This is a genomic window from Chryseobacterium polytrichastri (genome assembly GCF_900142445.1).
Taxonomy (GTDB): domain Bacteria; phylum Bacteroidota; class Bacteroidia; order Flavobacteriales; family Weeksellaceae; genus Chryseobacterium; species Chryseobacterium polytrichastri.
Genome location: NZ_FRAV01000006.1, coordinates 78928 through 91507 on the forward strand (window position 1 = coordinate 78928; position 12580 = coordinate 91507).

Below are 12580 nucleotides of genomic sequence, written 5' to 3' on the forward strand. Positions count from 1 at the left end.
AGTGTAACAATCATTGAAAAAAAAATTCTTAATTTTAAAAACTAAATACACTTTATATGAAATTCGGACAAGTAGAAGATCCTTCTAAAATAGATTTCACATTACCAAAAGATCACCCCAGAACCAAGGAAATTTTAAGTCAAAACAAAAAAGGTTTAGAAAATATTTCTATTGGATGTGCAAAATGGAATAAAACAGATCTTAAAGGATTTTATCCAAAAGGAACTAAAGATGAGTTAACTTATTATGGAACACAATTTAATTCGATAGAATTAAATGCTACCTTTTATGGAATGCCTACTCCGGAGCAGGTCATTACCTGGAAAGACAAAACACCAGAAAACTTTAAATTTTTCCCAAAAATAACCAACACTGTTTCGCATTTCAGAAGATTGATTGACGTTACAGATCCTGTCACTAATTTTGCAACTTCCGTGATGAACTTCAACGAAAAATTAGGAATGGTTTTTCTACAACTTCACGATAATTTTAAACCTAAAGATTACGACAGATTAGAAAAATTTGTAAAAGAATGGCCTAAGGAAGTTCCTTTAGCCATTGAATTAAGAAATACTGAATGGTTTACGGATGAAGAAATCTTCAATACCACTTGTGAGCTTTTTGAAGCACATCATATCACCAATATCATTGTAGATACAGCAGGCAGAAGAGATATGCTTCATATGCGTCTCACAACGCCTAACGCATTCATAAGATATGTAGGAGCTAACGCTGAAAGTGATTATGCAAGACTAGACGACTGGATGAAACATCTTACGAAATGGAAGAAAGAAGGTCTTCAAAATTTATACTTTTTTGTACATCAAAATATTGAAAAAGCATCTCCTTTATTATCTGCTTATTTCATCAATAAACTCAATGAAGAATGGAAAACCAATCTTCAAATCCCTAAAATGGCAACGGAAACTACCGCTACCCTATTTTAAAATAAAATCCCCTATTAATTATATTAATAGGGGATTCTTATATTTTTCACTGTCTTTTTCTAAGCAGAAGTACCAAATTAAGGAAAAGCAATAGAAAATCCAGCGTTACCCAAATTCCCAATTTTACATTCTCATAATTATAAGCTTCAACCTGTTTCTCAGCGATCTCGGAAAGCTTTACACTTTGGTTAATATAATTCCTAATTTCAATGATCTGGTCCATATTTTTATTTGGAACAGAATGTTGAGAGAAGTAGACCAAGTTCTTTTTTCCTAAATATCCTACGATCCAGTATTCATCAGATTTATCCATTTTAAGATGCTCAATCCTGTAATATTCCGGGCGGATCTTTCCAATATGTTTCGCTTCTAAGATTCCATCATTATTATCATCGTAATTATTGATCACGTAAAAATCCAATGTCTGAGGAAGTTTATTAATAACCTGTAGAGACAATGAATCTTTCACAATCCCCACCGTACTTTTCTTAATAAACCAATATGTAAAAATTGAGATTGAAAATACAATGGTAAAAACACGGAATATCTTAGCCCACTCGGCGCCCCTTCCCTTTTTTACTTTTGACAAAATAAGAGAAAAAATGGAAGCTAAGAAAATAATAAAAATGACTAATCCCATGTTGCAAAGATACTTTTTTATCAATACTTTTGGCCTCAATTTAAAAAACTATAACTATGAGACAAACCACTTTAATTATCTTCTTATTTTTTGCTGCCTTTATTAATGCACAAGTTAAATTTGAGAAAGGCTATATAATAACAAATGATGGTGAAAAAAAAGAAGTATTAATTAAAAATATTGATTGGATAAATAGCCCTAATGAGTTCACTTATAAAATCAATGAAAATTCTAAGGAAACAATAGCTACAGCCACAAACGTAAAAGAATTTGCAGTATATAATTACAATAAATATGTTGTGTATAATGGCCCTATGGATTATTCATCTGAAGACATATCTTTGCTGTCTTATCAATCTGAACCTGAATTTAAAGAAAGTACAATCTTTTTAAAAGAGATTACTTCAGGTAATAAAAATTTATATTCATATAAAGGAAATAATATGACAAGGTATTTTTACTCTGAAACTATTAAAGATTCAGATATCAAACCTCTAACATATAAAAAATACTATCTTGCCGGCAATAACATGAAAATTGCAACAAATGAGCAATATATTAGTGAATTAAAGAAACTTTTCTCCGATGATCCTAAAATTCAATCTTCTATCTCTACAGCTAAATACACAGTAAGTAACCTTAAAAAGCTCTTTATAGCTTATAATGGTAAATCATTAGATATAGTAACTTTAGATAATACAGTTCTATCTGATAAAAATAAAACAAAATTCAATCTAAGTATAAGACCTGGTGTTAATTTTTATTCTAAAGTGGACGTTCAAAATATGCTTGGCACTCAGAGCTTCGAATCGAGGACTAATTTCAGAATTGGAATAGAGGCTGAAGTAGTACTTCCATTCAACAGAAACAAATGGGCGGTATTATTTGAACCAACCTATTCATTTTATTCAAATGGCAAAATCAGCCAATCTGCATCTGATAAACTTTACAATATAAGCATGGATAGTTATTCTTTTATTAATCTGCCCATAGGAATAAGACATTATATGTTTCTTAATGAAAAGTCTAAATTTTTTATAAATGCCCAACTTAATGTTTTAAGATTAAAATCAGGCAAAGCAAAAAGTATAGATCTTGATTATAATGGTTCTGTTTTTGATAATCCAAGGCTAGCGTCTTCTCAGGTTGGCAAAAGCTTTTCAATAGGGGCTGGATACACTTACAATAATAAGTATACTGTAGAACTTCAATACAATACTTCCAATGAAATAATTGAAAATTCTTTGTCAAGGAGTGCTAAGATAAGCTATTCATCAATAATTTTAGGATATAATATCTTCTAATCTACATTCCATTCTTTATAAAACTGGTCGAGGAAAAGCAGCATAAAATCATGTCTTTCCTCGGCTATTTTTTTTCCTTTTTCCGTATTCATTAAATCTTTTAAAAGCAACAATTTCTCGTAAAAATGATTGATTGTTGTTCCGTTAGATTTTTTATATTCGTCTTTAGACATATTCAGTTGAGGCTTGATATCCGGATGGTACATCAGGTTATTTTTAAAACCTCCAAAATTGAATGTTCTTCCAATTCCAATCGCACCAATTGCATCAATACGGTCTGCATCCTGAACTATTTTAAGCTCAATCGGAAGGTTTTGTGGAACTTCACTTCTATTTTTAAATGAAATATTTTTGATCACAAATAAAACCTGTTCTATAACATCTTCAGGTGTATCTTGACTTTCTAAAAACTCACGGGACACTTTTAAAGCTAATGTTTCGTCCCCGTTATGAAATTTAGGATCAGCAATATCATGCAACAATGCCGACAACTCTACCACATCATGATTACATTCTTCATCCTCAGCTATTTTTTTTGAAAGTTTCCAAACTCTTTCAATATGGAACCAATCGTGACCAGCTTCTGCTCCTTCCAGTTTTTGCTTTACAAATTCTACTGTGTTATCAATTATATTTTTCATTTATCTAGTAATTCATTTAAAATAATATTCCAAAGCTTTTTATTAAAGCTTCTGAAGAAATTAATGTGCCCTATTTCTCTTTTTTCAGATTCAGAAACCCGAACTAATCTGTAGGTAGGTTTAAGATTGGGATAGGTATCATTCAAAAGACTTCTCACCCCTTTTTCCGTTAACCATACATCATCTTCGGCACGAATGACAAATACTTTTTGTGTTAATTCCTTAGAGAAATCATCAATTTTCTCCAATAAACCATTGGTTGATTTCTTATTCAAAATTAAGGTTCTCCAGTCATAAGCGCAATTTTTTGGAAGACTTTCTCCAAGTCCAAACCAATTTGCAGGGAAATATCCTAATAAAGTGGTGGTTACAGGTTGGGCAATTCCGAAACCGAGATAGGCTTCAATTTTAGTCCTGAATTTTAAATTTCCAACAAAAGCATTTTGAGTTCCTACAAAAATAAGTTCTTTAAACATTTCAGAATCTTTGTTCATTCCTAGGATCAAAGCCCCAACCGAATGTCCTAAACAATACTTTTCATAGTCTGAGAATCTGGTTTTAATATAGGTTGTCAGCGTTTTATAATCTTCAGAACCCCATATTCTCATGGATGCTTTAAAGCCTTTCATATTGTTAGGTTTTGAAAGTCCGATTCCGCGATAATCATAAGTAATAACCGTAAATCCTTTATCCGAGAAAAACTGCGCAAAAGAAAAATAAATATGTTGCCGAACCCCTGTTGCAGAATTAATAAGTAAAAATTTGCCATTGCTTTTTTCAGGCAAAAAAAGATGTGCCGTGATAGCAATATGATCTTGGGTCGTAAGAACTAACTTCTCCATAGGTTAAAAGAAAAAATCCACTATAAAAGTGGAAATTTAATTAATATTTTTATACTATCTTTTTAGTTTTCGATATGTAATAAATAGCTTTAAGAAAAGAAATCTGAAACTCTGGGCAATCCGCTTTGCGAACCTTTCGATCCTGAAATTTTTGAAGAAACTTCATTTCCGAATTTCACACATTCTTCAATAGAATTACCGTGGCATAATGCAATGGCAAATCCTGAAGTAAATGCATCTCCCATTCCCATCTTATAAACGGTTTTATCTTTATCATTTCTATAATACTTCATTTCTGTTCCATCAAAATAAATGGTAGAATTGGTATCATCTCTCACAAAAACTTTATTAAAATATTTCTTAAGAATATCTTCTCGTTGGTCTTCTCCAAAAATAATGTGTAAATCACTACTTTTAGCAACTACAAAATCTATAGTTTCCAACAATTCATCACTCATCCTCATTGCTGGGGATGCATACAAACCTACTTTTTTACCATATTTTTTCGCTTTTCTAATGGTGTATTCTACCACCTCCAGAGAAACTTCCAGCTGAACAAGAACAAGATCAACCGTATGGAAATATTTATCAGCCGCCTCAATATGTTCAATACTCAAACATTTATTTGCAGCCGGAACCACAACGATAGCAGCATCTCCTCCTGAAGAGGTTACGTAAGCTGTTCCTGTTGATTGTCTATCTGTTTCATAAACAAATCCTACATTTACATTTTCACTTACGAGATTTCTCATGATTTGCTGACCCAACGGGTCCATACCCACGCAGCCTACAAAATAAACACTAGCCCCCAACCTTGCCGTTCCTACAGCCTGATTAGCCCCTTTACCTCCGAAATAACTATCAGAATTGGTAGCCAAAACAGTTTCATTGGGACAGGGTATTTTTTCGGTTTCTAGAAGTAAGTCAATAGACGAACTGCCTACCACTATAATTTTGGGTTGTTCTGAGGAAAAATTCATTGTGTGTTTTGTCTTAGTTTTAATTTTGTTTTATGGTAATTTAGAATAAAGAAGCTTTGTTTCAAAAATAATTAACGTTAATTAACTAATTTCTATAAATTCTGTAACAATTTTTACAGGCTCTTTATTTGCATCATACCCAATATAGCTTGCATAAAAACCTTCACCATATCCAGTTTCAAAACCAAAAATAGTTCCAGGATGCTCTTCTGAAGGCTTTAAAAATGCATATTGATCAATTGCTCCATTTTCATCAAAGAAATATTCATGGAAAAACTCTTCATAAATCCCTTGAAAATCAACGCCTTTACTTTTATATAAACTTTGCTCCAGATCGTTCAAACTTTGCTGTGTATCTACATCCATGAAGCAGCCCATTCCGCTTTCAACAGGATATCCGTAAACCTCCCCTTCTTCCAGGTCTTTTACATTTTGATCAGCTGTAGTCGCTAATTCCCATTTGGTGATTGCAGATTTACTGAAAATAATTTCAGCATACGCTACACAATTACTTTCTCTTTCTTTATGCAATAAAACAGAAAAATCTCCTTTTGGAAATTCTGTAGAAAAAGGTTTCATATCATTCGTAATCAAAGGATCACAAGCAACCAATTTTCCACTGGAAAGATAGATCTTCCCAACTTCAAAACTTTCCAATAACGGACTTTCTACAAAGTCTTTTGAGAATAGTTTCTGTATGTTTTCTATATGTGTCATTTTTTTATGTACAATTATTTTCAGTGTCAGGTTGAGCGGAGTCGAAGCCTTTATCTTTCTCAAAATTATCAGCATTACTTCTATTTTGACAAATGGATAATTGACTTAATTTATCCCAATTATTATTTATAATTGCTTCTTTTTTCTTTCTACTCCAACCTTTTAACTTGTTTTTCAAACGCTATCGCTTGAAATATATCATTAAATCCACAAAAGAAGACTAGTTTAACCGGTCTTCTTTTATGAGTATAACTTTCAGGGAACTTACCTTATTGATGTTGAGAAAATCTAACTTCAATATCATTGGTAACCCCTGTATAGTAAGAATTATTGGAACATCTTAAAATATATACGAAATATTGTTTCACTTTTTATTTTAAAAAGGCTTCGACTCCGCTCAGCCTGACATCCCGACAAATTACTGTTTTATTTTAATATTATAAACTTTTCAGTTTCTCTTCCAGAATTGCAATTTTATCTTGCGCATCTTTTTGTTTCTTACGCTCACTGTCTACTACTTCAGGTTTTGCATTAGCAACAAACTTTTCGTTAGAAAGCTTTTTATCAACAGAAATTAAGAAACCTTTTAGATACTTTATTTCTTCTTCTGTTTTGATTTTCTCTTCCCCTAAATCTAAGTTTTCACTTAAAGGAATTGAAATTTCCGTAGATCCGATTAAGAATGTAAAGCTTGGCTTATCTGTTTTTTCACCAAAGTGAATATCAGAAACATTCGCTAACTTTCTAATAACCGCTTCATTTTCAAATTCGCTTGCACCTGTATATATTTCTACCGCTTCTTTTGGCGAAATACCTTTTGTCTGGCGATAATTTCTTACTCCGGAAATAATATCTTCAGCCGTTTCAAAGTTTTTAATGATTGTTTCATTAAATTCTCCTGCTTTTTTCTGTTGAGCAATAACCAACGCTTCATCAACACTTCTTTCCGAGATCAATTGCCAAATTTCCTCTGATTGGAATGGCATAAACGGATGTAAAAGCTTCATTAATTCTTCAAAGAAGATAACCGTTCTGTCATATACTTCTTTAGAAATACCTTCTCCATAGCTAGGTTTAATTGCTTCCAGATACCAACCGCAAAAATCATCCCAAATTAATTTATAGATCAGATGCAATGCATCAGAAATTCTGAATTTCTCGAATTGCTGATCAATCTCTAAAATTGTTTTGTTCAGTTTATTATCAAACCACTCAATAGCTTGTTTGTCGGCAACATTCGCGGGTTTATCTTCGTGGTTCCACATGTTGATCAAACGGAATGCACTCCAGATTTTTGTCATAAAGTTTCTTCCCTGAACCATCAACTCTTCATCAAACAATAAATCGTTCCCTGCAGGTGCACTTAATAAGCTTCCTACACGAACTCCATCCGCACCATATTTAGAAATCAAATCTAATGGATCCGGCGAGTTTCCTAATTGCTTAGACATCTTTCTTCTCTGCTTATCTCTTACAATTCCTGTAAAATAAACATTCTTGAACGGAACTTCTTTTCTATATTCTAATCCGGACATGATCATTCTTGCTACCCAGAAGAAAATAATATCCGGACCTGTTACCAAATCTGAAGTCGGATAGTAATACTTGATTTCTTCATTTTCAGGATCTAGCAGACCATTGAAAACTGACATTGGCCACAACCAAGATGAGAACCAAGTATCAAGAGCATCCTGATCTTGTTTTAAGTCGCCGATTGTTAATTGATCGTTGCCTGTTTTTTGTTTCGCTAACACTAAAGCATCATCAAGATTTTCAGCTACTACAAAATCTTCTTCTCCTGTTCCATAAAAGAATGCAGGAATTTGCTGTCCCCACCAAAGCTGACGAGAGATATTCCAGTCACGGATGTTTTCCATCCAGTGTTTGTAGGTATTTTTAAACTTTTCAGGATAAAATTTCACCTCATCATCCATTACGACATCCAAAGCTGGTTTCGCAATATTTTCCATTTTCAAGAACCATTGAACTGAAACCTTAGGCTCGATAACCGCTCCCGTTCTTTCAGAAGTTCCTACTTTATTTACATAATCTTCTGCTTTTAACAAAAGACCATTTTCTTCTAATTCTTTAGCAATTTGCTTTCTTACGTCAAATCTGTTTTTTCCTGCGTAATGTAAACCATGCTCATTTAAGTTTCCATCATCGTCAAGAGAATCAATCATTTTCAACTGATGCTTTTTACCAATTTCATAGTCATTGATATCGTGGGCAGGCGTAATTTTTAAAGCACCTGTTCCGAATTCAATATCAACATAATCATCCTCAATAATCGGAATTACTCTGTTAACAATCGGTACAATTACATTTTTACCTTTTAAATGAGCATATCGCTCATCATTAGGATTGATACAAACGGCAGTATCACCAAAAATCGTTTCAGGACGCGTTGTAGCTACCGAAAGGAATTCTTCTGTCCCTTCAATTTTATATTTAAGGTAATATAGTTTTCCGTTTTGTTCTTTAAAAATCACTTCTTCATCAGAAATATTGGTCTTCGCTTCCGGATCCCAGTTTACCATTCTGTAGCCTCTATAAATAAGTCCTTTATTATAAAGATCAACAAAACTTTTGATAACCTGCTCAGACATTTTATCTTCCAACGTAAAACGGGTTCTGTCCCAATCACAAGAACATCCCAGTTTTTTTAACTGATCAAGGATTGTTCCTCCGTATTTATCTGTCCACTCCCACGCATGTTTCAAGAACTCTTCACGGGTAATGTCTGATTTATTAATTCCTTCTGATTTCAGTTTAGCAACAACCTTCGCTTCAGTAGCAATTGAAGCGTGATCTGTTCCCGGAACCCAGCAAGCATTAAAGCCCTGCATTCTTGCACGGCGGACCAGAACATCCTGAATGGTATTATTCAACATATGCCCCATGTGTAAGATCCCCGTAACGTTTGGCGGAGGAATTACAATAGTATATGGTGGTTTTTCATTAGGCTCTGAGTGGAAGTATTTATTTTCCAACCAGTAGCTATACCATTTTTGTTCTGTCTCTTGTGGATTATACTTTTCTGAAATCTGCATAAATTCTATTTCTTTAGCTTACAATTTGCAAAAATAGTCTAAAGAAAAAAAATTTTGAGTATGAATTAAAATAATTTTTAACTTTGTTTCTCAAAATTTATCTAACTTATAAGTTAACATTCAAGAATATGAAAAAATTAATTGCAGGAATTGCACTATTTGGAACATTTGCTATTGCATCTGCACAGACTATCACTTTTGATAAAACTACTTTTGACTATGGTAATGTAAAGCCAGGATCTGACGGTATTAGATTCTTTACTGTAACGAACACTGGTGATAAGCCTCTAGTTCTTTCGAATGTAAAAGCTTCTTGTGGATGTACAACTCCAGATTTCAGCACTGACCCTATTATGCCTGGGAAATCTGCTAAAATTAAAGTTGGATACAACACAACGCTTAATGGAGGATTCAACAAAATGATTGAAGTTTTCTCTAATGACCCTGCAAACAGCAGAAGTGTAATTTATATTAAAGGAAATGTAGACGCTAACGCACCAGCAGAAGTTGTTGCGGCTGCAGTTGTTGCTCCGGCTGCACCTGTAGATGCTAAAGCTGCTAAGAAAGCTGCTAAAGCTGCAAAAAAAGTAGCTGCTGCAAAGTAAGCTCTACTCAAAAAAAATAAGAACCGTCTCCATCGAGGCGGTTTTTTTATTATATTTATGTTAGGGTTAGTTGATGATTAATTATTTTTAGTCAATGAACTAATGCTGACTGTTTAATTTTAATCTTTTAATCAAATAACAATTATTACTATATGGACACCAATTTCTCAGATGATTTCTTAGTACAAGGAAAATTTTCAATCAAAAAAACTTCAACAGAATATAAAGGAAAACTTACTAAAGATGAAGGCACCCAATTATTAATACAGGAAAAAGAAAAACTTCGTGACCTTCAGGAAAAATTATATGCCGACGGAAGTAAATCTCTTCTGGTTGTTCTTCAGGCAATGGATGCAGCAGGAAAAGACAGCTTAATTGAACACGTTTTCGGTGGCGTAAATCCACAGGGATGCAATGTAACCAGTTTTAAAACTCCAAGCTCAAAAGAGTATTCCCATGATTTCTTATGGAGACATTATTTGGCACTTCCTCAAAAAGGAATGATCGGGATTTTTAACCGTTCTCATTATGAAAGTGTTCTGGTATGTAAGGTTCATCCTGAATACAATTTGAGTGAAAAAACATGGGATTCTGTGAAAGATTTCGATGATAAATTTTGGGAGAACAGATATGAAAGTATTAGAAATTTCGAAAAGCATCTTGCCCAAAATGGTACAACCATCGTAAAAATATTTTTAAATGTTTCTAAAGGAGAACAAAAGAAAAGACTCTTAGACAGAATCAACGAACCTGAAAAAAACTGGAAATTCTCTAGCGCTGATCTTCCCGAAAGAGCTTTGTTTGATAAATATATGGAACATTATGAAACGGCGATTAACGAAACCAATAAAAAAGATGCTCCATGGTACGTACTTCCTGCAGATAATAAATGGTTTGCTAGAGCTGCTGCTATACAAATCATTATTGATACACTAGAAAAAATGGATCTGAAATTCCCACAACTTTCTGAGAAAGACAGCCAAGGCTTGAAAGATGCTAAAAAGCAATTGGAGAACGAAAAATAATATTTAAGATGCTTCGACTTCCCTTAGCATTATGACGTTACTTTTTAGTGATGTCATGCTAAACGAAGTCGAAGCATTTCTTATTTATAATTAAAAATCAAATTCAAAACTAGAAACGTTGAATTTTAAAGATAGAACTTTAAAAAATCACGAGAAAATCTATAAGCCGGATTTTGTACTTCCGAAGAAGTGCCTGTTATTTATCTACGTCGTACATTGCTGTAAAACTTGAGCTGATTACCCCTCGGTTTTCAGAGCGAGCCGCTCCTATTTCCATTGCTGGAAAGAACCGATATACTTACCATTGCACCGCAAAGAGTTTACCTGGTTTCACTACAGCCGAACTGTACATACTTTCTGTTGCACTTGTCCTACCCTCACGGGTGACGGATGTTATCCGCTTTGCTGCTCTATGGTGTCCGGACTTTCCTACCCTTACCGAAATAAGAATCAACAAGCCGATTTTCTCGTGGCTGCAAAGATAGCTTTTTGATTTGATAATTTAATGATCTATTCATCTGTGAATTCAACGATTTTTGCATCAATAAAATTATTACTGAAAAAATGAATTTGAATGAAGAAAGTGATCATTCACCACTCTCATATTGATCATTCACAATTGACTTATTATTATTATCTTCGTGCAATTATTATACATCCATTTTGATCTCTAGAGAAAAAGAATTTGCGCAATTGATAAAAGATAATCAGGGTTTGATTATCAAAGTATCGCGTCTTTATACCAACTCTCTGGAGGATGAAGAAGATCTTTTTCAGGAGATTGTTTTACAGCTCTGGAGAAGTTACGATTCCTTTAAAGGAAATTCTAAAATTTCTACCTGGATGTATCGTGTAGCTCTTAATACAGCCATTACCCTTTTCAGAAAAAAAAGCAAAAGTTTACCCACTAACGAGTTAGACATCAATCACAGAGATTTTATCGAAGATGAGGATGATAAACAGCAGCAGGTATCCCTTTTGTACACCGTAATAAAGACGCTTCCCAATGTGGAAAGAGCAATTGTTACAATGTATCTGGATGATTTGCCTTACAAGGATATTGCAGAAAACCTCGGGATCACCGAAGTAAATGCGCGTGTGAAAATGAACAGATTAAAGAAAACCCTTAAAGAACAGATGGAAAAATATGCCTGAATTTGATTTAGACAGCTTTAAGAAAACATGGCAAGAACAGCCTGTTCAGCAGAAATACGACAATAACGAGATCCTTAAGATGTTGAATAGAAAATCACGCAACTATGTGAAGTATATTTTCTGGATCAGTGTTTTTGAGTTTTTACTCTTTTCTGTAATGGGATTATTTTACTTTTTTCAAGGAGAAGAAACCAATGGTTTTCTAAATGTGCTGGAAAAACTAGGAGCGCAAAAAACACCTGAAGTAGAACATAATTTTGGCATTACTTATTTAATTATAAAAGTTTTAAGTTTATTAATCACTGCTTATTTCGTATATAAATTTTACCAAAATTACCGTAAAATAAAGATTGAGGAAAACCTTAAAGGTCTCATCACAAGAATTATTAAATTCAAGAAAACCGTGAATGCATTTATCCTGATAAGTATACTTTTATTGGTGGTATTTACTTCAATTTTCACTGTCTTTATATTCTATGCTTTAAATTCACAAAACGTAGAACCTACCAATTCTGCACTAACCATTTTTGTTATTGTAACCGCGGTAAGTACAGGACTTTGCGTATTACTAATCTGGCTATATTATAGATTAGTTTACGGAATTATCATGAGAAAATTAGATAGAAATTTAACGCAGCTTAGAGACATCGATTCTCAGGAAAATTAACATT

General features: G+C 33.3%; 12 protein-coding genes, 1 other RNA gene and 1 pseudogene. 6 read left to right on the forward strand and 8 right to left on the reverse strand.

The features are described 5' to 3' along the window. The first annotated feature begins 56 nt into the window (after positions 1-56). Positions 57-947: a DUF72 domain-containing protein gene (locus BUB80_RS05200; RefSeq protein WP_073291581.1), complete on the forward strand. Its 891-nt coding sequence runs from the start codon at positions 57-59 to the stop codon at positions 945-947. A 46-nt stretch (positions 948-993) separates the two neighbouring features. On the opposite strand, the gene BUB80_RS05205 is transcribed toward BUB80_RS05200, so the two are convergent. Beyond that, positions 994-1587, reverse strand: a complete 594-nt coding sequence (locus BUB80_RS05205) for a hypothetical protein (RefSeq protein ID WP_083547065.1) — start codon at positions 1585-1587, stop codon at positions 994-996. A gap of 56 nt (positions 1588-1643) precedes the next feature. Here BUB80_RS05205 and BUB80_RS05210 point away from each other — a divergent pair, with 56 nt between their 5' ends. Beyond that, positions 1644-2891, forward strand: coding sequence for a porin family protein (locus BUB80_RS05210; protein ID WP_073291583.1), 1248 nt, complete (start codon positions 1644-1646; stop codon positions 2889-2891). On the opposite strand, the gene BUB80_RS05215 is transcribed toward BUB80_RS05210, so the two are convergent. The 6 genes and pseudogenes from BUB80_RS05215 to BUB80_RS05240 form a co-directional block, all read right to left on the reverse strand. After that, positions 2888-3532, reverse strand: a complete 645-nt coding sequence (locus tag BUB80_RS05215) for an HD domain-containing protein (protein WP_073291585.1) — start codon at positions 3530-3532, stop codon at positions 2888-2890. The genes BUB80_RS05210 and BUB80_RS05215 overlap by 4 nt on opposite strands. Then, entirely contained in the window at positions 3529-4374 is an 846-nt protein-coding gene (locus BUB80_RS05220) for an alpha/beta hydrolase family protein (protein ID WP_073291587.1), read from the reverse strand. The genes BUB80_RS05215 and BUB80_RS05220 overlap by 4 nt, the downstream gene beginning before the upstream one ends. Positions 4375-4463: 89 nt before the next feature. Beyond that, the gene (locus tag BUB80_RS05225; RefSeq protein WP_073291588.1) at positions 4464-5354 is read right to left on the reverse strand and encodes a ribokinase; all 891 of its coding nucleotides are present in this window, start codon (positions 5352-5354) and stop codon (positions 4464-4466) included. 81 nt (positions 5355-5435) lie between these two features. Next, entirely contained in the window at positions 5436-6071 is a 636-nt protein-coding gene (locus tag BUB80_RS05230) for a DUF4241 domain-containing protein (protein WP_073291590.1), read from the reverse strand. Between the two features lie 4 nt (positions 6072-6075). Beyond that, positions 6076-6439: pseudogene (locus BUB80_RS05235) on the reverse strand (GIY-YIG nuclease family protein). Positions 6440-6508: 69 nt separating this feature from the next. Then, positions 6509-9124: a valine--tRNA ligase gene (locus BUB80_RS05240; RefSeq protein WP_073291592.1), complete on the reverse strand. Its 2616-nt coding sequence runs from the start codon at positions 9122-9124 to the stop codon at positions 6509-6511. Between the two features lie 128 nt (positions 9125-9252). On the opposite strand from BUB80_RS05240, the gene BUB80_RS05245 reads away from it, so the two are divergent. After that, the gene (locus BUB80_RS05245; RefSeq protein WP_073291594.1) at positions 9253-9729 is read left to right on the forward strand and encodes a DUF1573 domain-containing protein; all 477 of its coding nucleotides are present in this window, start codon (positions 9253-9255) and stop codon (positions 9727-9729) included. 152 nt (positions 9730-9881) lie between these two features. After that, positions 9882-10754, forward strand: coding sequence for a PPK2 family polyphosphate kinase (locus BUB80_RS05250; protein WP_073291596.1), 873 nt, complete (start codon positions 9882-9884; stop codon positions 10752-10754). A 146-nt stretch (positions 10755-10900) separates the two neighbouring features. Here BUB80_RS05250 and rnpB read toward each other — a convergent pair. Beyond that, positions 10901-11224: RNase P RNA component class A (gene rnpB / locus BUB80_RS05255), an RNA gene on the reverse strand. Positions 11225-11417: 193 nt separating this feature from the next. Between rnpB and BUB80_RS05260 the strand changes: the two genes are divergently transcribed. Then, complete coding sequence (locus tag BUB80_RS05260; protein ID WP_054510345.1) at positions 11418-11909, forward strand: RNA polymerase sigma factor; 492 nt, start codon at positions 11418-11420, stop codon at positions 11907-11909. After that, complete coding sequence (locus BUB80_RS05265; RefSeq protein ID WP_073291597.1) at positions 11902-12576, forward strand: M48 family metalloprotease; 675 nt, start codon at positions 11902-11904, stop codon at positions 12574-12576. Before BUB80_RS05260 ends, BUB80_RS05265 begins: the two co-directional genes overlap by 8 nt. Positions 12577-12580 lie beyond the last annotated feature (4 nt).